Here is a 26,156-nt window from a genome sequence, read left to right on the forward strand (position 1 = left end):
ATCAGAATCCTGCAAAAATTTCTCCATGATTAGTCATCCACACCTTCGTAGCCTACAATTTCCCACTTTGTTCCGTTATGTTTAAATTCATATTTAAACGTATCATCGGTCTTATCGTCGTTATTCCATCCACGCCAGCTACCATCATATTCAACATATATCTCACGATTCCATTCTCGGTATACCTTCCAGAAATATGTCTCTCCATCTTCTGACCAAGGCGGTTCATTAGCAACCATATTTTCTATTCCATCAATTACCCAACCTCCACGTCGATAAAGTTCTTCAATATGATCGTATTCTTTTAGTTCACGTTCAAAAGTCGGTGATATAAACTGACGAGCCATTGAATAGTCACCAGTCTGCACGCCATAATTACCCCATTTAATACATGCATCCATCGTCTTACGGATACCTTCAATAGACTTTTCGTTACAGCCTTCTTCAGGGGCGTTAGGTTTCGGAACATTCTGAGCGTTACCGTATTTATCGGCAGGGCGATACTCGCCGTCGGGGGCCTTCGAACCACCCGAATAGCCACGAACAGTAGACGGGGTGGCGCTCGCAGAGGGAGATTCAGATGCCGCTGCGGAAGCCGATGCCGATTCGCTCGGCGCGGCAGATGCGGTGGCTACCGCCTCGTTATTAGCCTGCTGGCCACACGCCGCAAGCAGGGCACCAATGCCCACAAGTGCGCCGCTACCCAACAGGGTACGGCGATGAATTTGGGTACGGTAAAGGAAGGTACGAGGCTCCATGACGGTGCGCTCCTATCATCGGTGATGGTGTGTATGCACTTGTCAGGCTGGTAAAAAATGGTCGTTACTTGACCACCGGAAGAACCCAGCCGCACAGCGTACCCGGCAGACGCAACAATGCATCACGGGACGCTACATATAAAACCCTACCGCATATTTACAGTCGTTTGCTTTGCAATGAGTGTAATAGCAACAAATCGCCACTATTCGAACAATTCAATGCTTTATGCATCAAATAACTACGCGGGCTCAGAAGCCACATGTGTTTCGAAAAGCTACTTCTTTAGTGGCTTTTCGAAACACATGTGGCTTTTCGGCGGAATAGTGGGCACACAAAAGGGGGCACCGCCTCCACCCCCTACGGGTAGAGAACGGTGCCCCCTTTCAACACGCAGAGTCAACACGCCAAGTCAGCACGCCGGGAAGCATAACGCTCCCGCCTGCAAACCTTTTAGCGGCGAGCGCGGCGCAGCTTCACCAGGCCGCGGTTAATGTGTGCCGCCCAGAGCGGACCCTCGTACAGGAAGGCGGTGTAGCCCTGCACCAGGTCGGCGCCAGCGTCCAGGCGTTCCTGCACGTCCTCGGCGGTGGTCACGCCGCCAACGGAGATGATGGCGAGGTCGTCACCAATTTCGCGCTTGAGCAGGCGCAGCACCTCGAGGGAGCGGGGCTTCAGCGGCGCGCCGGAGAGGCCGCCGGCACCGATTTCCTTGACCTTAGTCATGTCGCTGGTCAGGCCCAGGCCGTCGCGGGCGATGGTGGTATTGGTGGCGATGATGCCGTCCAGCTTCAGTTCCTTAGCCAGGGCTGCCACCTCGATAACGTCCTCATCGACCAGGTCCGGCGCGATCTTCACGGTCAGCGGTACGTGGCGGTTGGGGCATACGCGGTCTGCCTCTTCACGCACGGCAGCAAGCAGCGGGCGCAACGACTCGATAGCCTGCAGGGTGCGCAGACCCGGAGTGTTCGGGGAAGAAACGTTGACGACCAGGTAGTCTGCCTGCGGTGCCAGGGTGCGGGTAGAGATCAGGTAGTCCTCGATAGCGTTCTCGAGCTCAACGACCTTGGTCTTGCCGATGTTCACGCCGATAACCGGGCGTACGGCGCCGCGGTATTCGGTTTCGAGGTCTGCGCGGGCGGCGGCAACGCGCGGGCCTGCCGCTGCGGCACCGTCGTTGTTGAAGCCCATGCGGTTGATGACCGCCTTATCTTCCACGAGGCGGAAGAGGCGCGGCTGCGGGTTGCCGGGCTGCGCCTGACCGGTGATGGTGCCGATCTCGACGTGGCCGAAGCCGATACCAGCCAGCGCGGCAATTCCCTTACCGCCCTTGTCGAAGCCCGCGGCCAGGCCGAAGGGCGAGGGGAAAGTAATGCCCATGACGGTGGTTGCCAGTTCGGGTGCGGGCTGGAAGTACTTGCGCAGCGCGCGGGTGATGCCGACGTTACGCAGGGTCTGCACGCCCCAGAAGCCGACGTGGTGTGCCTTCTCGGGGTCCATGCCCTTGAAGAAGATGTTGAAGAAGGTCGGGTAGATGCGCATTTGTTCTCCCTAGTGTTGGAGGTGTGGGTGGTTTATGGGCGGCGAACCGGGTCGTCGCGTTGGGGCGCTAACGCCTGGGCTTAGTGGTCGGCCTACTCGGTGGCGACGGCGTCGACAGCGCCACCGTAGCGGCGGTCGCGGCGCGCATACTCTTCGACAGCTTCCCAGAGGGTGCGGCGGTCAACGTCAGGCCAGAGCACGTTCATGAAAATCATCTCGGCGTAGGCGCTCTGCCACAGCAAAAAGTTCGAGATGCGCTGCTCACCGGAGGAACGCAGGAACAGGTCAACGTCGGGCAGGTCGGGCTCGTCCAGGTACTTCTGGATAGTCTTTTCGGTAATGTTGCCGGGCTTGATCTTGCCCGCCACAGCGTCCGCTGCGATAGCTGCCGCCGCGTCAGCGATTTCTGCGCGGCCGCCGTAGTTCACGCACATGGTGAGGGTGCAGACGGTGTTGTCGATGGTTTCGCGCTCGCAGTGTTCGAGCTCTTCGATGACGTTCTTCCACAGCTTGGGTCGGCGGCCAGCCCAGCGGATGCGCACACCCCAGGTCTTGAGGGTTGCCAGCTGACGCTGCAGCACCTCGGTGGAGAAACGCATGATGAACGCGACTTCGCTGGGTGAGCGCTTCCAGTTTTCGGTGGAGAACGCGTAGGCGGTCACGTACGGGATGCCCATTTCGATAGCGCCCGCAACAACGTCCAGCAGTGCCGCCTCGCCGGCGCGGTGGCCCTCGGTGCGGGGCAGGCCGCGTTCGTTCGCCCAGCGTCCGTTACCGTCCATGACGACGGCGACGTGCTGCGGAATGAACTTCTTCGGAATCGGCGGCGGGGTTACCCCGGTGGGGTGTGCGGGCGGGGGTACGGGCTGGGTGCGTGCCATGTGTGCCTTTCTTCCCTGGCGGGTTCTCCCCCGGGGTCGTTTGCCTAGATATGCGCCAGATATAAACCTGGCGTGCTGTTAGCTATTTTACCGTGACATAGCGCGCATGGGTGGGTGCTTCGGGGGTTATTTTGCGTCCTGGTTAGCCCATGTTTGACGCGCCGGCGTGCATCTTTTACGATGCAGGAATTTCTGCTTCGAGGGCGCTCGCCGTTTTCAGGGGGTGTTCGAGCAGGTTTTGGGTGGTTTTCAGGTAGAGTCCCAGAATTTTGGAGGCGACCGGCACCGGTGCTGCGTCAATAGTCACCCAGGCGCGCGGATCTGCCGATGCGGTAGCGAGCGCATAGCCGAGCTCTTCGGCGCGCAGGCCGGTCAGGGGTGTGTCGGTGGCGGGTGCACATTGGGGGCAGAGGACCGTGTGGTGCCCGTAGGTGTGGGCGGTGTGGAAGGCAATGTACCTGCCGCTTCCGCTTGTAGCGCCGGGGGTGCTACTGTCTGCCCCGTTATCGCCCCGGCCATCGGTGCTCGCGAGCGGGTTGCCGCATCGGGTGCAGTTCTCACCGATGAGCGGCCAACCGGCGGCATTCATACTGCGCGCCAGGTAGCGGGTCAGAATCCTCTGCGGCACGTGCTGCCCGTGCGCGAGCGCGGCAAGCGCCCCGTGGGTGAGGGTGTAAATATCGGCGGTGCTGTCGGTGTCTTTGGTGAGTGCTTCCGCCAGTTCGGCGATGGTGGAGGCGCACGTGTACGCATCGTAGTTCGCCATGATGGGTGCGGTGTAGGCGTGCAGGGTTGCCGCCTGGGTGATGGTGTGCAGGTTGGTTCTGCCGCGGCTGAAGGACAGGTCGGTGTGCATGAACGGTTCGAGTCGTCCACCGAATTTGGAGGTGGGTTTGCGTACGGCTTTGGCGACGGCGTGGGTGATTCCGCCGTCGCGGGTGAGCATGATGATGATACGGTCGGTTTCGCCGAGTTTTTGGGTGCGGAGGATGAGGGCGGCGTCGCGCCAGGTGCGGGGTTCGCTCACGGGTGTCTCCGTTCTCGGTGCATGCTCGGTGGGTATTAGGCGGGTGGGTTTTCGGTGGGCTTCTCAGTAGACGTTGCACTCAGTAGGCGCTGAGGAGCGGGCGCTTGGTAGGCGCTGCGCGGGTGTTGCGGGTACGGTTCGACCCCTGCCGTATTACCCCGCATAGGGGGTACCGGTCAGGGGTCGGTCCGTAACGTATGGGCGAGGCGCTATTTAGTCCTCGTACTCAATATCGTCGTCGATGTCGTCTTCGTCGTCGAGGATTTCTTCAAGGTCATCCTCATCTTCATCACCGTAGACGCTCAAGGGGGTGACCTCGTTGTGAGCCTCGAAGAGGGCATCTTCGTAGGCTTCGAAGGCGTTGGCGATTTCTACGTACGCCTCATCGACGGCGGGGTCGTGCTCGCCAGTTCGGTTTACGACGGCGGTCAGGTGCGCCTCCAGCGCGTCAAGGAGGCGGGTGAGTTCGGTGCGAGGATCAATGCTCATGCCATTTATTCTACTACCTACGCGCCTATGGTGTGCGCCGGGCGGTCATACGGCGGTTTAAACGCGAAACTATGAACGGGCGCGACAGGTGAATCGGCAGGTAAATTCGGTGCCGTGAAGAGAACACCAAAGCCAGAGCGGTAAGCCCGGTTAGTCAAGCCAGGCTCGGCAAGCCAGGTCGATAAAGCCAGATTGGGCAAGCGAAGCAGCACGCGGCACATCAAGTCCCGTAAAAAAGACCTTACAGACACAGCGAACCCGCCGTCCCCAGCTTCCCCACTCCTCAAGGGAGCGGGTGCCGGGTGCGGCGGGTTCTTCTGTCGGTTAGCTCAGCTTGACGCTGCGCCTACTGAATGTTTGCTTCTTACGGGTTGAGCCCGAGAGAATTAGAAGCCGGGGTTTTAGAAGCCGGGATTAGAAACCGAGGGATGCTGCGGATGCGCGGATTGCCTCAGCGGATGCCTTCAGCTGTGCCAGCTCAGCCTCGTTCATGGGAACCTCGAGCACGCGCTGGATGCCCTCGCGGTTCACGATGGTGGGCAGGGACAGTGCAACGTCCTTGAAGCCGTACAGCTCACCTGCAATGGTGGTGGAGACGGGCAGCACTGCGTTCTGGCCGCCGAGGAATGCCTCAGCGATACGTGCACCGGAGATACCGATTGCGTAGTTGGTGGAACCCTTGCCCTCGATGACCTTGTATGCTGCGCGCATAGCTTCGTTTGCCAGCTCTGCACGGACCTCGTCGGTGAAGACGAGCTTGCCGTCCTGCTCCCACTCGGTCAGGGGAACCATACCGATGTTTGCTGCAGACCAGACGGGGAACTCGGAGTCGCCGTGCTCGCCAACAACGTTTGCGTGAACGCTCTTGATGGAGACGCCAGCCTTGTTAGCAATCAGCCAACGCAGGCGGGAGGAGTCCAGAACGGTACCGGAGGACAGCACGCGGTTTGCGGGCAGGCCGGTAATCTTCTGAGCCACAACGGTGAGAACGTCACAGGGGTTGGTGACGAGCATGATGATTGCGTTGGGTGCTACGGACAGAATGTTCGGCAGCAGCTTCTCGAGGATTGCGACGTTTGCGCCTGCCAGTTCGAGGCGGGGCTGGCCGGGCTTCTGGCGAGCACCTGCGGTGATGATGACCATGTCGCAGTCGCGCAGCAGCTCGATGTCGTCGCCACCGGTTACGGTTGCTTCGTGTGCGAACATTGCGCCATGTGCGATGTCCAGTGCTTCAGCGTGTGCGCGCTTGCCGTCGATGTCGTACAGGACGATTTCGTCTGCGGAGCCGCGGACCATAGCTGCGTATGCGGTTGCGCTACCGACGCCGCCTGCACCGATGACGCCGAGCTTGGTGGGGTTGTTGACACCGTTCATTGCTGTATGCCCTCTTTTCGTGAGAGTTATCCGTGTGGTGCGAGAGGATTCTCGCGTGGTCTATAAGGAAGCGGGTGTGTGCCTCGGGGTTGAATTTCCTTGGGCGGGCGTCCTTCCCCGGTGAGCTTGCTTCGTTATGTTCTATTATGCCGCAGATTTTGCGTTTTGTGTTGGGTTATTTTGCTTTTTTCGATGGGTGCTGGTGACTTTATGGGCTATGAGGGGTGTTTTTCACTCACAAAACCAAATAATGACGTTCTGACCTTTTGAGCAAGCTCACATGCCGCTAAAGTAGCCCTCCACATCCACGGCGCCGCCGGAAGCCTCAAAATCAGCACGAACCGCATCCGCCAGCTCGTCGTCGACTAGGAAGTCCAAAGCCACAGACGCCAAACCGAACGCCGCGTCCAGGGCAGCATCCACCGCCGCCGGGGTGTCCGCACAGTGCGCGAACTCCACCGTATGCATGCCGGTACCCTCGGGCGCAATCTGAATCAGCGGGTGAATACCGGGCACGCGCAGGCTCACATTACCGAAATCAGTAGAAGCCGCCAGGGTGTCGCTGACCGTTCCGGGCGGGTACGGGTGGCGACCCACCGAACGCTGAGCCGAAACCCAACGCTTCAACAGCGGACGGTTCGTACGCACCGGCATGGTCATCGGCGAAGAATCCCACGTCACCTCCGCACTCACGCCAGCCATGAGCGCCGCACCGCGCAGCACCTCCTCAACCCGTCGCGACAGCGCACGCAAAGTCGGCGCGTACTTAGAACGGATATTAATATGCAGGCTCGCGGAGGCAGGAATCAGATTCGGGGCGTCCCCGCCGTGGTCGATAATCGCGTGAATACGGTCAGAACCGGGAATCTGCTGACGCAACAACCCCAGGCCCTGATACGCCAGATTCGCCGCATCCAGGGCGTTACGACCCATAAACGGATGCGAGGAAGCGTGCGCACTCACGCCCGTATAGGTTACGCGGCATTCGCGGCGACCCAACCACGCCTGATCAGCCACATCCATAAAGTACGGATGCACCATAATGGCGGCATCCACCTGCTCGAATGCGCCGGCGCGTGCCATCAGCTCCTTACCGGCGTCGGATTCCTCGGCGGGCGTGCCGTAGTAGAGGACCCTGCCACTGAACGCTTCGGGGCCGGTAGCGAGCGCATCCGCCAGGGCAAGGAAAGCGCCCAGCCCGGATACCGCGATGACGTTGTGGCCGCAGCCGTGACCGATGCCCGGCAGCGCGTCGTATTCGGAGAGAATCGCGATGGTGCGGTGTGTGGCGGGGTCGTAGTCGGCGCTGGTGAGCTCCACTTTGAACGCGGTATCCAGACCGAAGGCGGGGTACTCAATCCTGAGGTTCGGGTAGGCTTCGCGGACCGCATCAACGAGCGTGCGGGAGGCAAAATACTCCTCGTAGGCAGTCTCAGGATGCGCATGAATCGCCATAAGAATTTCGGTCAGAGAGTCCGCGCGCGTGGCGACGGATTCGGCGAGGTCACGGCGAATATGTGCCAGTCCGCTGTCATCATCGAGGCGGTGACCGTGGCCCTTTCCATGACCGTGGCGCTCGCCGTGGCTACGTTCCTGCTCGGGACGCGCGTGCCCGCGCTTGCGGCGGTGCTCAGCGGCACGCTTACGCTGCTCAGTTTCAAGGGCAAGGATCTCGGAATACTCGCTACCGCGCACGCAATCGGCATCAGGCGCCTCGTATCGGCGGGTTGTTGCGGCGGGTCGGTTCGGTACCGTTCGACCGGATTCGTCGGAAGTGGGCTGGGTGTGGGCGGCGGTGCCCTGTGCGTTCGCGTCAGTCATGCTTCTACGCTACCGTCTGCGCTCGTCGGGCGCTAGAGGGTCGAGCATGATGGAGTCGAAAACACCCAAAAAGAAATTTGTGTCACATAAAAGAAAATTTGTATATATCCTAGGAATCTTTGATTCATAGGAGTAGCGTTAAGCACATGGGAGCGACAATCCAGTCGCACCCATCACCATCCGGCGCTAGCGATGCGAATGCCGGCAGGACAGTTCACAACCGGTCCAAACCATGTCGTTTGGGCCTCTGTCAATACTGTGACAGACCCATGGATGCGAACCGTACCGGCAAGCACACACCGCAGTGAGCGCCACAACCACGCTAAGGAGCTCCATCCCATGAAGGCAGCACGCTTCTACGACCGTAACGACATCCGCATTGAAGACATCCCCGCACCCGAAGCCGCTGCGGGCGAGGTTCTGGTCAAGGTCGCATGGTGCGGTATTTGCGGTACCGACCTGCACGAATACCTGGACGGCCCCATCTTCTGCCCCCAGCACGGTCACCCCCACCCCATTTCTGGCGAGGACTCCCCCGTCACCCTCGGTCACGAATTCTCCGGTGTTGTTGAGGCACTGGGCGAAGGTGTAGACGACCTTGAGGTTGGCGACCACGTTGTCGTCGAGCCCTACATCATTCGTGATGACGTCTACACCGGCCCCGACTCCAAGGACTACCACCTGTCCAAGGACATGAACTTCATCGGCCTGGCAGGTCGCGGTGGCGGTCTGTCCGAGAAGGTTGCTGTGAAGCGCCGCTGGGTTCACAAGATCCCCAACACCATTCCCCTGGACGAGGCTGCACTGATTGAGCCCCTGAGCGTTGGCTACCACGCTGTTGAGCGTGCAGGCGAGTTCGAAGAGGGCGCATTCGCACTGGTGACCGGTGCTGGCCCCATCGGCCTGCTGACCTCCGCAGTTCTGAAGGCTAAGGGCGCTAAGGTTATTATCTCCGAGCTGTCCCCGCTGCGCCGCCAGAAGGCTCTGGACTCCGGCGTTGCTGACTACGCTTTCTCCCCCGCAGAGACCGACGTTCTGGCTGAGATTCACAAGCTGACCGACGGCCGCGGCGCCGACATCGCATTCGAGTGCACCTCCGTTCAGCCCGCACTGGACCTGATCCTGGATGCCCTCAAGCCCACCGGTAAGGTCGTCATCGTCTCCATTTGGGGTAAGCCCGCTTCCCTGGATGTTCAGAAAGTTGTGCTCAAGGAGCTCGATATCCGCGGCACCATCGCATACGTGAACTCCCACCCCGAGACCATCAAGCTGGTTGAGTCCGGCAAGATTGACCTCAAGCCCTTCATCACCGGCAAGATCGCTGTGGAAGACCTGATTGACAAGGGCTTCGACACCCTGATCCACCACAACGAGACCGCTGTGAAGATTCTGGTCACCACCGACCCGGAGCGTCTGGCTGAGTAATCTCTTCGAACGATACTGATTCGTTCAGTTTCAGCTGATGCAGCTGTTCTTCTAGCTTCCTTAGCGTAGCTAGTGTGGGGTGAGGTTCCCTTCAAGGAGCCTCACCCCACTACTTTTTTGCGTGCTTTTTACCGGACATACAACCGAGCATACAAAAATCCCCGGTTCCGAAGAACCGGGGATTATCTGTGCGCGAGGGGGGACTTGAACCCCCACCCTCTAATACGAGGACTAGCACCTCAAGCTAGCGCGTCTGCCTATTCCGCCACCCGCGCAGGTGACTTTCGAACGTTTTCCTTTCGGTGCCGTTCGAAGCAACACGTAATACTATACGGGCTTTCTGAACACTCCGCAAATCGAAAGCATATGTTCTGCATCACATATTAGAGGTTGATTGGTTCCCCACCCACGGGTGATCTTCTCGCACCTTGAGTAATATGACCGGCACGCCCATTCGACTGCCATATTTTCGGTCATAACGACTAGAATAAAGAGCATGAATAATGAGAACCTCTCCCGCGAAGAAGCCGCAGAACGTTCGGCTCTCATCAGTGTCGACACCTACGACGTGCATGTTGACCTGACTAACGCCAAGGACCCCGAATTCGAGTCCTACCCCACCGTCACCACCGTCCGATTCTCCTGCAACACCCCCGGCGCAGAAACCTTCATCGACTACATCCACCACAGCGTCGACTCCGTTAAGCTCAACGGCACCGAACTGAACCTGGCTGATGTCGTCAACGGCGCACGCATCACCCTGCCCAACCTGCAGGCAGAAAACGTGCTCACCATCCACGGTCGTTCCTACTACTCCCGCTCCGGCGAAGGTATGCACCGCTACTTCGACCCCTCCGACGGTCGCGTCTACCTGTACACCCAGTACGAGCCCTCCGACTGCCGCCGAGTCTTCCCGAACTTCGAGCAGCCCGACCTGAAGGCAGTCTTCAACTTCCGCATCACCGCACCCAAGGACTGGGTCGTCAGCTCCAACGGCGTACTCGAAAGCCAGGTCGTAGACCCCACCGACGACTCCATCACCAAGCGAGTCTTCTCCCCCACCGCAAAGATCTCCACCTACATCACCGCAATCGTTGCCGGCGAATACTTCACCGCAACCACCACCTACAAGCCCAAGAGCAAGGTCAACAGCGGCGACATCCCCCTGGTCGCATACTGCCGCCAGTCCCTCAAGCCGCACTTCGACTACGACCACATCTTCATGGTCACCAAAAACGGCCTGGACTTCTTCCAGGACCTCTTCGACTACCCCTACCCGTACCCCAAGTACGAGCAGGCATTCGTGCCCGAATACAACATCGGCGCAATGGAGAACCCCGGCCTGGTCACCTTCACCGAAGACTACATCTTCGTCTCCGGCGCAACCGAGGACGACCTCGAAGGCCGCACCAACACTATCTGCCACGAAATGGCACACATGTGGTTCGGCGACCTCGTCACCATGAAGTGGTGGGACGACCTGTGGCTCAAGGAATCCTTCGCAGACTTCATGGGCACCCTCGGCGCTAAGGAAGCCAACAACTTCAACGACGCATGGGTCACCTTCGCGAACAACCGCAAGGCATGGGCATACATGCAGGACCAGCTGCCCACCACCCACCCCATCGTCGCTGACATCCCCCACCTGGAAGCAGCATCGCAGAACTTCGACGGCATCACCTACGCAAAGGGCGCATCCGTGCTCAAGCAGCTGGTCGCCTACGTCGGCTTCGACACCTTCATCGAGGCAGCACGCGTGTACTTCAAGCGCTTCGAGTGGGGCAACACCTCCCTGAACGACTTCCTGCAGGTACTCAACGAGGTGTCCGGCCGTGACATGCAGGCATGGGCTAACGCATGGCTGCAGACCTCCGGCGTGTCCGCACTGGGCACCAAGCGTGTCTACGGTGAAGACGGCCAGCTCACCGACCTGATCCTCACCCAGGAACTGCCCGCACAGCAGCCCGCAGGTCTGGGCCGCCCCCACGTGGCAAAGCTGGAAACCTTTGCACTGACCGACGGCAAGCTCGTCTCCACCGGCCTGCTCTCCCTCGAGTACCCGGCAGAGCCCGTCTCCGAGCACCGCGTGGAGCTCACCGAGGAGCAGAAGAAGCTCGTTGGCGAAGCTGACCTGCTCATGCTCAACGCAGAAGACCACACCTACGCCAAGGTTGCTCTGACCGACGAAGACGGCCTGCAGGCAGCTATCGAAGGTGTCTCCACCCTCGAATCCGCACTCTCCCGCGGCCTCATCTGGGGCTCCCTCTGGGAGAACGTGCGCGATGCACGCCTGCCCGTCACCACCTACGTCGACGCAGTCGTACGCAACGTCTCCAAGGAACCGAGCGCATCCCTGCTGGGCACCATGGTCAACAACGCACAGGTCGCTATCGCAACCTTCTCCGCACCCACCGGCCGCGAGCGCCTCTACGACGCTCTCTACGACGCATTCGCAGCCGCACTGGCGCAGGCTAAGCCCGGCTCCGACGAGCAGCTGATTCTGCTGCGCGCCCTGATTTCGGTCTCCACCAACGCGACCAAGGGTGAAGAGCTCTGCCGCGATATTGCCCGCGGTGCTTTCGAAGACACCACCGGCGATATTGCTGACGCAACCGGCATTCCTTACGACCAGAACCTGGGTTGGAGCGCACTGGGTGCGCTCGCAAGCCGCGACCTGGTGACCGTTGAGGATCTGGACCGTGCGGCGAAGTACAGCCCCTCCTCGATTTCTTCGAACGGTTACGCGTACGCGATTGCTGCCCTGCCCTCTGCTGAGCGTAAGGCTGCCGCGTACAAGACCATCATGGAAGACGAGTCGCTGTCGAACGACGCTCTGGCTTCGACCATTAACGGTTTTGCTCGCGGTCCGGTTGAGCTGCGTGAGTCCTACTACGACTCCTACTTTGAGGCTCTGCTGCCCATTTGGGCGTCCCGTTCGATTGGTATGGCGACCCGCATTGTGCGTGGCCTGTACCCGAAGGCTCCGTACAACACCGGCTCCACCGAGGGTCTGGGCGTTGAGGGTAACCCCTCCGTTGCTCTGGCTCAGCGTTGGCTGGAGGCGAACCCCGAGGCTCCTTCGGCTCTGCGTCGTCTGGTTCTGGAGGCTCAGGATCACGGCCACCGTTCGATTGTGGCTCAGAAGTTCAACGCCTCCCTGCAGGACTAAGCTACATGGTTTGAGGGCTTGTGGCGGGGTGCGAGCCGGTATCTAGGCTAGGTTCCGCTCTCCCCCGCTAGGTTCTCTAGCCTCTTTGAGAGACTGCCGTTCGGCACGCCCCCGGTAACGCACCGGGACGCGCCGGGCGGTGGTCTTTTTCTGGCTCATCTATAGAATTCATAGCGGCGGTATGCCGTCTAAATATTTCCCTCATACAGTCGTTCAGACGCTGACATGCCCGCTTATTACCGGGGCAGTTTCACCAGGGCACAAAACTATATGCACCCGGTGCTAAAAGACAGATAAATGTCACCCGTTTTTGTGAGCTGTCCACCCTGAAAGCATGAGAGAATAGACTAGGTATCCGCTCGCTTAGACACATCAGAAGGAGTTTTCAGTGGTCGATTACGCACTCGGTGACCGCGGTAGCGTTGACATTGTCACCGATGATTACTACGAAGCAGAAACCCTCCAAATCTTTGAGGAACTGCACATCGACCGTGAACGTATCTGGTACGGTGAAGCGCGCCTCGTTCCCGAACCGGATAACCCCTACGAGCCCAATAGCATTGCCGTCTACATTGACGAATTCAAGGTAGGCCGCATGAGCCCGGCAGACTCCGCCGCGTACTGGGATTCCATTACCCGCGTGGTCGCCTCCGGTTACGAACCCATTGCGCACCTGCAGCTTTCCGCCGTTGCCGTGCGTGCTGAAGGCGGCGGCATGCACGTGAAGAGCACCGGTGTGCTCTCCCTGTCCGCACCCGGCTCTCTCTTCCCCCTCAACGACGCACCGACCCGCGCGACCCTGCTACCCCAGGGCCCGTCGATGAAGGTGCTTGATGAGAAGGAACACTCCGAATACCTGCACAGCATCCTGCCGCCCAGCGGTGAAGGTCGCGTGATTCTGACCCTGGAAGCGAACCAGCTCAAGACCTCCGACGGCCGTTTCGTTGACAGTGTTGAGGTGCGCCACGACCGCAAGCTCGTGGGCCGCCTGAGCACCCAGATGTCTGAGCAGCTGACGCCCGTCATCCGTTACGCTTTTGAGAACGACCGCCTCACCAGCGCGTGGGGCACTATCCGCGGTAACACCCTCGAGCTGTCCCTGACCGTTCAGGCTGCACGCCCCGCCGATATTCCGCAGGAATGGTACGAGACCCTGCCCAACAACGTTCCGGCTCTGCTACCCGTTGGTGAAGAGTACGATGTGCCCGCCGCATTCGTGCCCACCGAAGGTGAGCGTCACTACCTGGAGTCCTCCGCACAGCAGGCACCGAAGAGGCGTCGCGGTTTCATGAGCTCCCTGACCGGCGGCTCCTCCGCACCCGAGCCGGCTCGTAGCGAACTCGCCGCAGAGAAGCCCGTCATCGAGTACAGCATTGAGGAAGAAGAATACTACGAGCCGAACGAGCGTGACCGTCTGCTGAACCTGGTCAAGGGTGCAGGCCTCGCCGTTCTGGTCGCCGGCCTGATTTCAATGCTGTGGACCCCGATGCTTGGCATCCTCATCGCAATCCTGGGTGGCGCTATCGCGGCTGTAGCATTCTATTTTGGCCGCCAGCCCTACTACGAAGGCTACGAGGACTACGACGAGTACGAGGAAGAATATGAAGAGACCGACGAGGCTGAAGAAGACTCGAAGGCATAAATTCCTCTGCTACAGGGCGTAAAGATACAACGCAACGATACAAAAGGGGCGGCTACCCCACCATCACGGTGAGGTAGTCGCCCTTTTGTGCGCCCCAGCAGCTCTCTAAGCGCCAACGAGGTACTTCCAGGTATCTACATTCCGACAGCTTTTCGGGAACAGTTAAAAACCAGCGGGGGCGAAAGCCTCATCAGCTTTCACCCCCGCAAGGAGTCAGATCTTAGTCCTGGCCGTAAGTCGCCATGAACTGATCCATGCTGTCATGCTGCAAAGCATAGGACAGGTTAGCATTCGCAGCCTGGTTCACGATAACAATCGACTGACCGTCGTAGGACCAACCCGGGCCTGCGTTCGGCAGGGTGGTCATACGCATCGTGGTATCACCGCTAGTCAGCACCGGAGCCGCAATCTGGGCAATCTGCGCAGCGTCCAGGCCAGAGTCAACACGCATATAACCAGCAATAGACTCAACAGCAGACTGGAAAGAGCCCACATTCTCCAGTGCACCCTTAGACTTCATCGTGCTGTACAGACCGCGCAGGAACGCACGCTGGTTACGAACACGCTGGTAGTCGCCGTCAGCGAACGGGTAGCGAGCACGAACGAACGCAAGAGCCGCACCACCATCCATATGCTGCATACCCTGCTTGAAAGACCACGCATTGATATCGAAGTCGAAAGGTACCTGGACATCCACGCCATTAACAGAATTCACCAGAGCCTTGAAGCCCTCGAACTCGATCTCTGCCACGTGATCAATCTTGATACCCAGCAGGTTCTCAACGGTCGCCACCTGCAGAGAAATACCGCCATAGTTCAGCGCCGCGTTAATCTTTGCCGAACCGTAACCGGGGATATTCACCCAGGTATCACGCATAATCGAAACCAGGTACACGCCCTTACCATCGGCAGGGATGTGAGCAAGCATGATGCTATCTGCACGGGAGCCGCTCACCTGAGCTGCTTCAGAACCGGAACGGGTATCGCTACCGAGCAGCAGGATGTTCTTACCCGGACCCTTCACGACATTGTAGCTGTAACCGTCATCCAAGATGCCGTCGCCGTCCTTATCGTGATCGCTCGCGTTCGCTGCAAGAGCCGCAGCAGCATCGGAGCCGTTCTTGCCGGTATTCGAGTTGGTGACGGTCGGAGCCTTCAGCTCCGTCACGTTGAGCTTCTTAGCCTCGCCAAGCTGCTCCTTAATTTTGCTGAGGTCTTCGTCCACCTTAGTGATGGAGTCGAATTTCTCGGTCTTGCTATCCCAGGTGTGGCCAGCACGCCAAATAAAGAAACCAATACCGAGGGTAATAACCAGCAGAAGAATCAGCAGGATCAGCAGGACACGCTTGACCCATTTCTTCTTCTGCGACGGTTCAGAGTGAGCGTCGCTCATTAAGTTGTCCTTTGTTTGAGGTGGTGATACGCGAGGTGCGTAGCGCATCCAGCGAAGTCTCTAGAGTACAGAGAGCCGGAAAATAACCCGCCGATATGGGGCGGTGCTGGAGGGCACAGAAAATGCACAGCTCGCAAAATACTTTCCCATTGTAACGCCGTCAGCGGGTCTACGCACCAGTGAGCGAAAGGTTTTACATTACAACTTTCCTCACGTTTGTGCGAGTTATTTTGCTATGTGCCGCAGAACGCACAATGCCCCGCCTCCCTGAAAGCCAAGGAGAACGGGGCATTGATTTCGCTATAGAGCAAAACTGGGAAAGAAGACTTACTTCTTGCCGAAGTTGCCGAAGCGTGCGTTGAAGCGCTCGACGCGACCTGCGGAGTCCATGATGCGCTGCTTACCGGTGTAGAACGGGTGCGACTCGGACGAGATTTCAACCTCGACGATCGGGTACTCGTTGCCGTCTTCCCACTTCTCGGTCTTGTCCGAGGTCATGGTGGAACGGGTCAGGAAGACCTTGCCGGATGCGAGGTCGCGGAACAGAACCAGGTTGTAGTCCGGGTGGATTTCTGCCTTCATTGATTACCTTCTTCTGCTACTGGATTTTGCCAGTAGCCCTTATATAGATGGAGTAGGTTTTTCGATGTGCAGCTATCGAGAAAATCTCAGAGCGCATCACCATTGTGCCCGCATAGGGCGTGCACAACCCATTAAGGGTACCACCTTCACGGATTAAATCCCAGTACGTTCCCTCACAGGCACCAACCTACATACCGCGAGGGCGCCCGAAGAAGGCACTCACGCGGGTTAAGAATCAGGTGAGAACTCAGGTTATGAACGCGGGCGGGTCTCCCAGAACGCCACGGCACTCGCCGCCGCAACATTCAAAGAATCCACGCCGTGCGACATCGGAATCATCACCGTATCGTCACACGCCGCGAGGGTGCGGGGCGACAGACCGTGGCCCTCCGTGCCCAGAATCAGCGCAAGCTTCTCATCCCGGCGGGCAGAAAGCTCCTCCAGGGTCAGCGAGTCCTCTTCCAGTGCGAGCGCTGCGCTCTTAAAGCCCAGCTCGTGCAGGGTCTGCAGGTCGGCAGGCCACGACTCCAGGCGAGCCCACGGCACCTGAAAAACAGTACCCATCGACACGCGAATCGAACGGCGATACAACGGATCGGCGCATCGCGGAGTCACCAGCACGGCATCCACGTTCAGCGCGGCAGCCGAACGGAAAATAGCTCCCACATTCGTGTGGTCCACAATATCTTCCAAAATCGCCACGCGAGAGGCACCCTGCAGCAACCGTTCCAGAGGCTGCGGCGCCGGACGAGCCATCGCCGCCAACGCGCCACGATGCAGATGAAAACCGGTCACCTGCTCCAGCTGCTCCTCACTACCCACATACGCGGGAGTGTCAGGATGGGCGCGCAGAACATCCGCCAAATCATCAGCCCACTTCTCACTCATCAGGAAAGAAACGGGCTGATGACCGGCAGCGAGCGCACGACGAATCACCTTCGAGGACTCCGCAATGTAAATACCCCACTGCGGCTCCATGGCGCTACGGAGCTTCACATCGGTCAGTTGCGTGTAGTAGCGTAAAGCCTGCTCGGGTGCCTGCGCCAGAGCTGTGACCGACTCGATGGCGTAGACACGCTCGGCACGCTCAGCGATCTGTTCGGCGCTCAGCTGCTTCGGGGCACGACTCATGCGCGCTTAAACGCGGAGTAACGACCCGCGGAGGTGACGGTCAGAGCCAGATCCATGTCGTAGGTTGCTGCGAGGTTCGCCTCGGTGATGGTGGACAGGATCGGGCCGGCGGCGACCACGCCACCGTCACGGACCAGCAGGGCGTGGGTGAAGCCTGCCGGGATTTCCTCGAGGTGGTGGGTGATGAGCACGGTAGCCGGTGCGTAGGGGTCAGCGGCAAGCGCGGTCAGACGCTCGACCAGGTCCTCACGACCGGAAATGTCCATGCCTGCGCCGGGCTCGTCCAGCAGCAGCAGTTCGGGGTCGGTCATGAGGGCGCGGGCAATCAGTGCACGCTTACGCTCGCCGTCGGAGAGGGAGCCGAAGGTGCGGTCAGCGAGGGTATCGACACCCCATTCAGCCAGCAGCTCGGTGGCACGCTCGTCGTCCATGACGTCGTATTCTTCCTTCCAGCGGCCGGACACAGCGTACGCTGCGGTCACAACAACGTCGGAAACCTTCTCGTTGGCGGGAATCTGGGTTGCTGAAGCACCGGAGGACAGACCAATGCGCGGGCGCAGGTCGAATACGTCAACAGCGCCGAGGGTCTCGTCAAGGATTTCAACCTCGCCGCTGGTCGGGTGCAGGCGGGCTGCCGCAATCGAAAGCAGAGTGGACTTACCGGCGCCGTTGGGGCCCAGAACGACCCAGCGTTCACCTTCGTTCACAGTCCAGGAAACGTCGTTGAGAATCTTGCGGCCGCCGCGAATCACGGAGACATTCTGAAGGTTGAGTACGGTGCTCATGGTTCTTCTTCCAGTGAGTTAGATGGATGGGATGCGCCTCCTACCCCGCAACCCGTGCCGGGTTATCGGAGCGGTTGGCGCATAGTGCGCGGGTACCCCACATTGGGTTCCTCACGCAAAGAATAAGGGGCTACAGGTGCCGCCACGGAAGGCGTGAGCGCATCCGTAACGGCACCTGAAGCGACAGAGTATTAGTCGATGAAGCCGCGTGCGCCACCAACCAGCTCAACGTGGCCGGTCTCAACGTCTGCGGTGACCATCTTAGCGATTTCCTGCGCGAACTCGTTGACGGTGTAGAGCTTGCCGGCGGTCTCGCGGCGCTGCTCAATAGCGCCGGGGTGCAGGCGGTTCAGCAGGGTTGCGGTGACGGTGCCTTCAATCATGTCAGCGGACACGACGACCAGGGAGATACCCTTCTCGGAAAGTGCGGGAATCTCGGCGATCAGTGCGTCTTCGCCAGCGCGCTTGGACTCTGCGACGGGCTTGTACTCGTCCATGGTCTCAACCTCGCGGATGAAGTGTGCCTGGTGGCTGGTCACGAACACAATGCGTGCGCCCTCGGGCATCTTCTCTGCAGCCAGGCGTGCCAGGTTCAGCTGTGCATCGCGGTTCAGGCGCATTGCGTAATCCTCGCCCATGCCGGTTTCCATACCGCCCGAAGCGTTCAGAATCAGGTAATCCAGGGAGCCGAAGGTCTCCACTGCGGTGTTGACGAGGTTCTGCAGGTCCTCAGCCTTGGTCACGTCAGCCTGCACTGCAACTGCCTTGCCGCCAGCCTCTTCAATAGCCTTGACAATCTTGTTTGCGCGCGGTGCCTTGGAACGGTAGTTCACCACAATGTTCGCGCCCTCAGCGGCGAGAATCTGTGCGGTGTCTGCGCCAACGCCGCGGGAGGAGCCGGTGATGATAATGGTCTTGCCGGTCAGCTGTGCCATAGTTTTATGTCCTTAGGTTTAGAAAGGGTGCGCCCACACTCGGGCACTTCATGCAGTCCGTACGGGGTGGGCTTAGTGGCCCATGCCCAGGCCGCCATCAACGGGGATAACAGCGCCAGAAATGTAGCTAGCTTCATCGGATGCGAGCCAGCGAATCACGCGAGCAACCTCTTCCGCCTCCGCGAAACGACCAGCCGGGATGGATGCGAGGTAGTTCTTCTTGGTTTCCTCGGGCAGAACCTCAGTCATTGCGGTGTTAATGAAGCCCGGTGCCACCACGTTAGCGGTGATGTTGCGGCCGCCCAGCTCGCGGGTGATGGAGCGTGCCATACCAACCAGTGCCGCCTTAGATGCGGAGTAGTTGACCTGGCCGGGGGAACCGTACAGACCCACCACAGAGGAAACCAGGATAATGCGGCCGCGCTTGAGCTTCAGCATGCCCTTGATAGCGCGCTGAACCACGCGGAAAGAACCGGTGAGGTTGGTGTCGACAACGTCGGTGAAGTCGGATTCCTTCATGCGCATCAGCAGCATGTCGCGGGTGATACCTGCGTTGGCGACCAGCACCTCCACGGGGCCGAACTCTGCTTCAATTTCCTTGAATGCTTCGTTAATGCTGTCGGCATCGCGTACATCTGCCTTGACGGCGAAAAATTCTTCGGGGGCTTCACCGCTACGGTAGGTGATGCAGACATTGTGTCCTGCTGCCTGGAATTCCTTGGCAATTTCGTAGCCGATGCCTCGGTTGCCGCCGGTGACCAGCACGGTCTTGGGAGTGTTCTCGCTCATGAGCTTCCTTGATGAGTCGACCCCTCACGATCAGAGCCGATGCAGCGGCTACGCGGTTGGGGTGTGGACGGATGGACAGACAAACCCTATTTTACCGCGTTTTAGCGCAAAGGTGCCGCAGGCTACACTCCACTCTTGAACACTGAACACCTGCTCCCCTTCTTTTACATGCCTCATCGGGCGCGTACACTAGCTGAAGCGGAACAGCCCGCACCCCTTTTCTGCCCGGTCGCGCGGGCACGGAATAACACCGCACGTCCAGGCGCAATAGTAAGGATAAGAAGACATGGATCTGCTCGGTTCACTTTCTCAGGATGCACAACCCGAGTACGCCAAGTGCTCCCGCAAGGGCTGCCAGCAGGCGGCAGAATTTCAGTTGCTCTGGAACAACCCGAAGGTGCACACCCCCGAGCGCCGCAAGATTTGGTTGGCGTGCTCCGAGCACGTGGGCTGGCTGGAGAATTACCTGCGCGAGCGTGAGTTCTGGAAGCAGACTCTGCCCTTTAAGGGGTAGTGCCACTTGAGAGGTGATGCCGCGTGAGGTAGCGCCGTTTGAGGGACAACCCCATCTATCGAAAGTAGTTTCGATATATGCTATATTTGTTCTAATTAGTTCGAGTGAACATCCCGGCGCACTGGGTAATCACACTCGCAGGGCAACCACACTCGCTGAGCAATCGCATTCAAGGAGGCACCTCCCCATGATGGGCTATTCGCACACCGTCAGCGCCGCAGCTGGCTGGCTAGTGCTCGTCGAGACGGGAGTGGTGCAGGTTCCCGATACCCCCACCCTCATCGTGACCACCCTGGCGTGCGCCGGTGCGGGCATGCTACCGGATATTGACCACCACAACGGCAGTATCGCCAACTCCATTCCGCCCATTTCACGCTGGGTAGCACGCATTGTCGGGGCAGTCAGCGGCGGACATCGCAAAGGAACGCACTCCATTTTGGGTCTGGTAGCTTTCTGGGCAATTGCCTATTTCAGCGCCAACCTGAGCTACAACGGAATCCCCTGGGCTTCACTGCTTCTTGCCGCATTCTCGGGAGGCCTGGCATTGCGCGTGCTCGGCGCACCGGGTGGATGGATCGGTGCCGTCGCCCTCGGGTACGCCGCCTACACAACCGATTCGCTAGCACTACTCCCCTGGGCTATTTCGGTAGGCGCCACCATCCACCTGATTGGCGATCTGCTGACAACCCGCGGACTACTGCCCCTCTACCCCATTGTTATCAAACCCCTAGTGGCATCCCCCCTATGGAAAAAGAGCGGCTACATGGCACTGCCAATCCTGGGTGATGCTGGCAGCGTACGCGAGAAGACACTCGTTCTAGCACTGACCGGGTACGTCGCCTGGTACGCGGCAGCCATGATGGGCTTTACCGAATACCCTCTGCAAATGTTCGGACTGGGTATTCACGCCGCATAACGTGCCGCATAACTAACTTCTCACCAAGGACAGCAAAGCGCCCCGTCACTTCCCTACGGAAGCGGCGGGGCGCTTTTCTAATCCTTATCCCGACCTATCGGGGTGAGAGATTAAGCGTCCTGGATGGGCCAGAAGACGTCAACCTCAACGTTCTCTTCACCGGAGGTGGGGTACTTCTCGAACTCAGTGTTGTGCATTGGTAGTTCTCCTTCGTGAGCGGGCGGGAATCTCTTCTCCCCCGCGTTAGCTCACCATCAGTAGTGAGCCCTAATGTTTCGCATTTGCGTCCTCGCAATGGCGGGAACAGTTATAAGTCTACGCCCCACGTATGTTGTGTTTCTACCATTTTTCCCACAATGTATGTAGAGACACATGAAAAATTCAAAAAGCCCACACAGACCCCCTGAAATATAGCCTGAGAGCTTTTCTTTCCCGCAGAAAAACCCACAAGGCAACATTTTTTCCCGTCAAATACGCCGCAAGTTTCGTGTGTCAGAACCCACAAATCACATGCACGGGAACGCAATTACACCACATATGATCAGAAAACAATACAACCCCACGGGTCAGGTCACATTTTTCCGCACTATTCACGAGAAAAATACCGGCAATATCTCCGCAACACATTTTCAGAACACAGAAATACGCCCTGGATAATACGCCACAAACAATACGCCCCAGACAATAAAACAACGCGCAATACACACAAGAGGCTCCGGTACCACGCGGCACCGGAGCCTCCCCCGTACTTTTATGTCGGCTTTTATGTCAGCGAATATTGCTTTAAGCCAGCGAAATCAGGTCCTGGTATTCCTTCGACCACAGGTCCTCCACCGCATCCGGCAGAAGCAGCACACGCTCAGGATCCAGCGCCTCCACGGCACCCTCATCGTGAGAAACCATCACGATAGCGCCCTGGTACGCCTTCAACGCGTTCAGAATCTCCTCACGCGAGGCGGGGTCCAGGTTGTTGGTCGGCTCATCGAGCAGCAGCACATTCGCGCTCGACGCCACCAGGGTCGCCAGGGACAGACGGGTCTTCTCACCGCCGGAAAGCACACCGGCAGGCTTATCCACATCATCGCCGGAGAACAGGAACGAACCCAGAATCGTGCGCACGCGGGTGTCATCCAGATCCGGCGCGGCAGACTTCATGTTCTCAAAGACAGTGCGGTCGCCATCAAGAATTTCGTGTTCCTGCGCAAAATAGCCCAGCTTCGCGCCGTGACCGTACACAACCTCACCCGTATCAGGCTTGGTGGAACCAGCCAGCATGCGCAGCAGAGTGGTCTTACCGGCACCGTTCAGGCCCAGCACCACCACGCGCGAACCGCGGTCAATCGCCAAATCAACGTCCGTGAAAATCTCCAGAGAGCCATAGGACTTCGACAGGCCCTGGGCAGAGAGCGGAGTCTTACCGCACGGCGCCGGATCCGGGAAGCGAATCGCCGCAACCTTATCGCTCTGACGCTCATCCTCCAGGCCGCGCAGAAGCTTTTCAGCACGCTTAATCATCTGCTGAGCGGCAACAGCCTTCGTCGCCTTCGCACGCATCTTATTCGCCTGCTCCATCAGAGCGTTCGCCTTCTTCTGCGCATTCGCACGCTCACGCTTGCGGCGGTGCTCATCCTGCTCACGCTGAGTCAGGTAGTTCTTCCAGCCCATGTTGTACTGGTCAATCACGCAGCGGTTCGCGTCCAGGTAGAAGACGCGGTTGACAACCAGCTCCATCAGCTCAACATCGTGGCTAATGACCATCAGGCCGCCCGAGAAGTTCTTCAAGAAATCGCGCAACCACAGAATCGAATCGGCGTCCAGGTGGTTGGTCGGCTCGTCCAGAAGCATGGTGTCCGCATTGGAGAAGAGAATACGCGCCAGCTCCACGCGGCGACGCTGACCACCCGACAGAGTAGACAGTGGCTGGGCGAGCACACGCTCCGGCAGGTCCAGGTTGGAGGTGATGACCGCCGCCTCCGACTCAGCCGCGTAGCCGCCGCCAGCAATGAACTCAGCCTCAAGACGGTCGTAGCGGCGCATACCCTTAGCACGCACCACCGGGTCCTCACTCGCCATATCGTCCTGCGCCTGACGCATCTTGCGCGCCACACCGTCCAGGCCACGCGCCGAAAGGATGCGGTCACGCGCCAGCTGGCTCATGTCATCCACCTTCGGGTCCTGCGGCAGGTAGCCGATAGTGCCGCTGCGGGTCACCGTACCGTCGGCGGGCAGGGTCAGACCGGCAAGCACCTTAGTCATAGTGGTCTTACCGGCACCGTTGCGGCCCACCAGACCGATCTTGTCGCCCTTATCAATGCGGAAGGTGACCTCTTCCATGAGCAGGCGCGCGCCTGCACGCAATTCGAGGTTCTGTACAGCAATCATGGGTGCCTTTCCGGGTGGCGGTCTGGTGTGTGGGGTGATAGTGCTCGGTAGGCGGGATTTGCCGGGTTAGAAGCGGCAAGCGCGCAGAGCACCTCATCAATTTTAGTGCAGGCGTGCCGAGTGCGCATGTGGGGCACCTTTTGTTTTTGTGGTGTGCGGTGTACTATACATACCGGACACCATTTATAGAACATTGTTCAAAAACTGGGTTGTGACAAGCAAGTCAACCACCGCTACCCTCAACTCTATAGAAAAATCTGCAGAGCAATACGTACCAAAGGAGTACCACCCCAATGACCGATTCCGTGCGCGAATCAGCTCAGGCAACCCAGGCACCGCGCCGTAACGTAGCGGCAAAGACCTCCCTCGCCACCGACCTCTCCCTCATCGCAGTGTTCGCGGGCTTCATCGCCGCGCTCGCCATCATGCCCGCCGTCAGCTTGGGCGGCATTGCGGTTCCCTTCACCTTCCAGACCCTCGGCATTTACATCACCGCTCAGGTACTCGGCGGCAAGCGCGCCACCGCCTCCGTGGCGCTGTACCTGCTGGTTGGTTTCGCTGGCCTGCCCATCTTCGCTAAGGGCGGCGCCGGTTTGGGTACGCTCGCCTCCCCGAGTGCCGGCTACCTGCTCGGCTTCCTGCCCTTCGCCGCTATTGCCGGTACCCTCGCCTACCTGTTCACCCGCAACACCCGTTCGATTGGTGCGACCTTCCTTATGGCTCTGGTCGCGAACTTCTGCGGTTTTGTGGTTCTGACCGCCTGCGGTATCGCCGGTATGATGGTGAACGCCCACATGACTTTTGATGCCGCATTCAGCGCGGCAATGGTGTTCGTTCCCTGGGATCTGGTGAAGTCCACGATCGCGGTTCTGGTTGGTTTGTCGGTACGCCGCGCCTTCCCGTCCCTGGCTTCTGCCCAGCGTTAAAAGCACACGATGTGCCACACGAGAGGATAGCTATGTTTTTTCGCCGCTCCACGCGCCAGCCTGCACCGCAGCAGGTGCAAGGCGAGCAGGCGGTGAGCGCCTCTACCAGCATGCCCGCCCTTGAGCTTGAATCGGTGAGTGTTTTCACTGAGCTGCCCGAAGGCGGGCATCGCCGTATCCTCAAGGATGTGAGCCTGCGGTTCACGGCGAAGCGCACCGCGGTGCTGGGTCTGAACGGTAGCGGCAAGTCCACCCTACTGGGGCTTTTCAATGGGCTCACCCACCCGGATGAAGGTATTGTGCGCGTGAACGGTGTCGACACCCTGGAGGCACCGAGCCGCGACTCGAAGGGTGCGAGTTCTCGCGCTGGTTCACATGGCGCTTTTGAGGGTGTGGGCATGCTCTTCGCCCAGCCGGAGGCGCAGCTGATTATGCCCACCGTTGCGGAAGATATTGACTTGAGCCTGCGCCGTGCCGCCGCCGTTGAAGGCAGTGCTCTCAGCGGTGAGCAGCGCCGCGAACGGATTCGTGAACTGCTCCGTGAGCGCGGCCTCGAACACCTTGAAAACCAGAGCGTTTTCACCCTCTCAGGAGGCGAAAAGCAGCTGGTCGCTCTCACCAGCGTACTGGCGGCACGCCCGCAGATTCTTCTGCTCGATGAGCCGACCACCCTGCTGGATTTGCGCAATCGCGCGCGGCTACTCAAGCACTTGGAGTCGCTGGATCAGATGCTGGTGCTCAGCACGCACGACCTGGATTTGGCGGCATCCTGCGATGAAGCCGTGATTATTCATGACGGCCGTCTGCTCGCCCAGGGGGATGCGGGGCAGCTGGTGCAGCAGTACCGCACGTGGTCTGCCGAGGGGTTCCCGAACGAGGGCGCCGATATCGAAGATGCAGGCGACAGCACGGACACTGCAGGAGGCGTCCATGGGCGCTAACACGCCGCGCGTGAATCCTCGCCCCGCCGGCCAGGGCTCGGATTTCAACCCCGGTACTCTGCTGGTGGGTTTCTACCAGCCGTTGAACACGCCGGTGCATCGGGCGCCGCTATGGTTCAAGGGCACGCTCTTCTTTGGGCTGTTCCTGTTGTTGGCGGTGACCGGCTGGCAGGTGGCGTTGGTGGCTTTGGTAGCGTCCACGTTCTGCGCGTTGTGGGCTGGAGTGCCTGCCTCCCAGCTGTGGCTGGTGGTCCGCACGCTGTCTCTGCTGCTATTAATCATGGTCGCTTATTACGTGTTTACGGGTCAGTACGCCTCCGGCGCGGATGCTATCGCGACTATGCTGACGGCTTTTTATGCGTCCCGCGCTCTGCTGGTAAGCACTCCCCTGCCGGTTCTGATTGACGGCTTTGTGAGGTTGTGTTCGCCGTTGCGTTTCGTGGGTCTTTCTCCCGAGCGTCTGGGTCTGCTGATTGCGTTGATGGTCCGGTCGATTCCGGCGCTCATGGACCGTTGGGGTGCGTTGCGCAGGGCCGCAGTGGCGCGTAATCTGCCCAAGCGCATGTATTGGCGGCTGCTGATTCCGTGGGTGGTGCAGGCGGTTGATTACGCGACGGCGACCGCTCGTGCTTTGCGGGCGCGGCACGTGGACGAACTGAAGTAGCGCAGATACGCGAGAGGGACGGGGTGAACCGTACAGGTTCATCCCGCCCCTTCGCTTTAATCGCCCAGCTAG

The 26,156-nt window shown here is 59.3% G+C and carries 22 protein-coding genes and 1 tRNA gene; 8 read left to right on the forward strand and 15 right to left on the reverse strand.

Annotation, left to right across the window (positions count from 1 at the left end):
* Nucleotides 1-29: 29 nt before the first annotated feature.
* The 7 genes from HMPREF2999_RS07670 to HMPREF2999_RS07700 form a co-directional block, all read right to left on the reverse strand.
* Nucleotides 30-758 carry a DUF6318 family protein gene (locus tag HMPREF2999_RS07670; protein ID WP_070676348.1) on the reverse strand — a complete coding sequence of 243 codons (729 nt, stop codon included), beginning with the start codon at nucleotides 756-758 and terminating at the stop codon, nucleotides 30-32.
* Between the two features lie 451 nt (nucleotides 759-1,209).
* On the reverse strand, nucleotides 1,210-2,298 hold the full coding sequence (locus HMPREF2999_RS07675) for a quinone-dependent dihydroorotate dehydrogenase (protein WP_049341239.1): 1,089 nt from the start codon (nucleotides 2,296-2,298) through the stop codon (nucleotides 1,210-1,212).
* A 92-nt stretch (nucleotides 2,299-2,390) separates the two neighbouring features.
* The gene (locus HMPREF2999_RS07680) at nucleotides 2,391-3,179 is read right to left on the reverse strand and encodes an isoprenyl transferase (protein WP_070676346.1); all 789 of its coding nucleotides are present in this window, start codon (nucleotides 3,177-3,179) and stop codon (nucleotides 2,391-2,393) included.
* A gap of 175 nt (nucleotides 3,180-3,354) precedes the next feature.
* Nucleotides 3,355-4,206 (reverse strand): DNA repair protein RecO, encoded by an 852-nt coding sequence (gene recO / locus HMPREF2999_RS07685; RefSeq protein ID WP_070676344.1) that lies wholly within the window; start codon nucleotides 4,204-4,206, stop codon nucleotides 3,355-3,357.
* A 213-nt stretch (nucleotides 4,207-4,419) separates the two neighbouring features.
* Nucleotides 4,420-4,695: a hypothetical protein gene (locus HMPREF2999_RS07690; RefSeq protein WP_049353093.1), complete on the reverse strand. Its 276-nt coding sequence runs from the start codon at nucleotides 4,693-4,695 to the stop codon at nucleotides 4,420-4,422.
* Between the two features lie 414 nt (nucleotides 4,696-5,109).
* On the reverse strand, nucleotides 5,110-6,069 hold the full coding sequence (locus HMPREF2999_RS07695; protein WP_049327177.1) for an L-lactate dehydrogenase: 960 nt from the start codon (nucleotides 6,067-6,069) through the stop codon (nucleotides 5,110-5,112).
* A 276-nt stretch (nucleotides 6,070-6,345) separates the two neighbouring features.
* On the reverse strand, nucleotides 6,346-7,890 hold the full coding sequence (locus HMPREF2999_RS07700; RefSeq protein ID WP_070676342.1) for an amidohydrolase: 1,545 nt from the start codon (nucleotides 7,888-7,890) through the stop codon (nucleotides 6,346-6,348).
* 339 nt (nucleotides 7,891-8,229) lie between these two features.
* Here HMPREF2999_RS07700 and HMPREF2999_RS07705 point away from each other — a divergent pair, with 339 nt between their 5' ends.
* A complete protein-coding gene (locus tag HMPREF2999_RS07705; protein ID WP_070676340.1) occupies nucleotides 8,230-9,315 on the forward strand; it encodes a 2,3-butanediol dehydrogenase in 1,086 nt (361 codons plus the stop codon).
* A gap of 189 nt (nucleotides 9,316-9,504) precedes the next feature.
* Here the strand turns inward: HMPREF2999_RS07705 and HMPREF2999_RS07710 are convergent.
* A tRNA-Leu gene (locus tag HMPREF2999_RS07710) sits at nucleotides 9,505-9,590 on the reverse strand.
* Nucleotides 9,591-9,811: 221 nt separating this feature from the next.
* Between HMPREF2999_RS07710 and pepN the strand changes: the two genes are divergently transcribed.
* A complete protein-coding gene (gene pepN, locus HMPREF2999_RS07715) occupies nucleotides 9,812-12,484 on the forward strand; it encodes an aminopeptidase N (protein WP_070676338.1) in 2,673 nt (890 codons plus the stop codon).
* Nucleotides 12,485-12,872: 388 nt separating this feature from the next.
* Nucleotides 12,873-14,126, forward strand: a complete 1,254-nt coding sequence (locus HMPREF2999_RS07720) for an HIRAN domain-containing protein (RefSeq protein WP_070676336.1) — start codon at nucleotides 12,873-12,875, stop codon at nucleotides 14,124-14,126.
* A gap of 220 nt (nucleotides 14,127-14,346) precedes the next feature.
* Here HMPREF2999_RS07720 and HMPREF2999_RS07725 read toward each other — a convergent pair whose 3' ends face one another.
* The 6 genes from HMPREF2999_RS07725 to HMPREF2999_RS07750 form a co-directional block, all read right to left on the reverse strand.
* Nucleotides 14,347-15,519: an LCP family protein gene (locus tag HMPREF2999_RS07725; RefSeq protein ID WP_070676334.1), complete on the reverse strand. Its 1,173-nt coding sequence runs from the start codon at nucleotides 15,517-15,519 to the stop codon at nucleotides 14,347-14,349.
* Nucleotides 15,520-15,846: 327 nt separating this feature from the next.
* Complete coding sequence (locus HMPREF2999_RS07730) at nucleotides 15,847-16,101, reverse strand: type B 50S ribosomal protein L31 (RefSeq protein WP_005506069.1); 255 nt, start codon at nucleotides 16,099-16,101, stop codon at nucleotides 15,847-15,849.
* Between the two features lie 252 nt (nucleotides 16,102-16,353).
* Nucleotides 16,354-17,232 carry a TrmH family RNA methyltransferase gene (locus tag HMPREF2999_RS07735; protein ID WP_070676332.1) on the reverse strand — a complete coding sequence of 293 codons (879 nt, stop codon included), beginning with the start codon at nucleotides 17,230-17,232 and terminating at the stop codon, nucleotides 16,354-16,356.
* The gene (locus HMPREF2999_RS07740; protein WP_070676330.1) at nucleotides 17,229-18,017 is read right to left on the reverse strand and encodes an ABC transporter ATP-binding protein; all 789 of its coding nucleotides are present in this window, start codon (nucleotides 18,015-18,017) and stop codon (nucleotides 17,229-17,231) included. The genes HMPREF2999_RS07735 and HMPREF2999_RS07740 overlap by 4 nt, the downstream gene beginning before the upstream one ends.
* Before the next feature lie 191 nt (nucleotides 18,018-18,208).
* Nucleotides 18,209-18,952 (reverse strand): SDR family oxidoreductase, encoded by a 744-nt coding sequence (locus tag HMPREF2999_RS07745; RefSeq protein ID WP_049353098.1) that lies wholly within the window; start codon nucleotides 18,950-18,952, stop codon nucleotides 18,209-18,211.
* 72 nt (nucleotides 18,953-19,024) lie between these two features.
* On the reverse strand, nucleotides 19,025-19,741 hold the full coding sequence (locus tag HMPREF2999_RS07750; RefSeq protein WP_005509097.1) for a beta-ketoacyl-ACP reductase: 717 nt from the start codon (nucleotides 19,739-19,741) through the stop codon (nucleotides 19,025-19,027).
* A gap of 286 nt (nucleotides 19,742-20,027) precedes the next feature.
* On the opposite strand from HMPREF2999_RS07750, the gene HMPREF2999_RS07755 reads away from it, so the two are divergent.
* Together HMPREF2999_RS07755 and HMPREF2999_RS07760 are read left to right on the forward strand one after the other, a co-directional pair.
* Nucleotides 20,028-20,255 (forward strand): hypothetical protein, encoded by a 228-nt coding sequence (locus HMPREF2999_RS07755; protein ID WP_049354629.1) that lies wholly within the window; start codon nucleotides 20,028-20,030, stop codon nucleotides 20,253-20,255.
* A gap of 187 nt (nucleotides 20,256-20,442) precedes the next feature.
* Nucleotides 20,443-21,171, forward strand: coding sequence for a metal-dependent hydrolase (locus tag HMPREF2999_RS07760; RefSeq protein WP_070676329.1), 729 nt, complete (start codon nucleotides 20,443-20,445; stop codon nucleotides 21,169-21,171).
* A 783-nt stretch (nucleotides 21,172-21,954) separates the two neighbouring features.
* Here the strand turns inward: HMPREF2999_RS07760 and HMPREF2999_RS07765 are convergent.
* Nucleotides 21,955-23,553, reverse strand: a complete 1,599-nt coding sequence (locus tag HMPREF2999_RS07765) for an ABC-F family ATP-binding cassette domain-containing protein (protein WP_070676327.1) — start codon at nucleotides 23,551-23,553, stop codon at nucleotides 21,955-21,957.
* Nucleotides 23,554-23,846: 293 nt separating this feature from the next.
* Between HMPREF2999_RS07765 and HMPREF2999_RS07770 the strand changes: the two genes are divergently transcribed.
* From HMPREF2999_RS07770 to HMPREF2999_RS07780, 3 genes are read left to right on the forward strand one after another with little or no spacing between them, the layout of a single operon-like run.
* On the forward strand, nucleotides 23,847-24,479 hold the full coding sequence (locus HMPREF2999_RS07770; protein ID WP_070676325.1) for a biotin transporter BioY: 633 nt from the start codon (nucleotides 23,847-23,849) through the stop codon (nucleotides 24,477-24,479).
* Between the two features lie 32 nt (nucleotides 24,480-24,511).
* Nucleotides 24,512-25,420, forward strand: a complete 909-nt coding sequence (locus HMPREF2999_RS07775; RefSeq protein WP_070676323.1) for an energy-coupling factor ABC transporter ATP-binding protein — start codon at nucleotides 24,512-24,514, stop codon at nucleotides 25,418-25,420.
* Complete coding sequence (locus HMPREF2999_RS07780) at nucleotides 25,410-26,084, forward strand: energy-coupling factor transporter transmembrane component T family protein (RefSeq protein WP_070676321.1); 675 nt, start codon at nucleotides 25,410-25,412, stop codon at nucleotides 26,082-26,084. The genes HMPREF2999_RS07775 and HMPREF2999_RS07780 overlap by 11 nt, the downstream gene beginning before the upstream one ends.
* Nucleotides 26,085-26,156: the final 72 nt, after the last annotated feature.

Origin of the sequence: Rothia sp. HMSC066H02 (assembly GCF_001814995.1) — a bacterium.
Classification (GTDB): Bacteria; Actinomycetota; Actinomycetes; order Actinomycetales; family Micrococcaceae; genus Rothia; species Rothia mucilaginosa.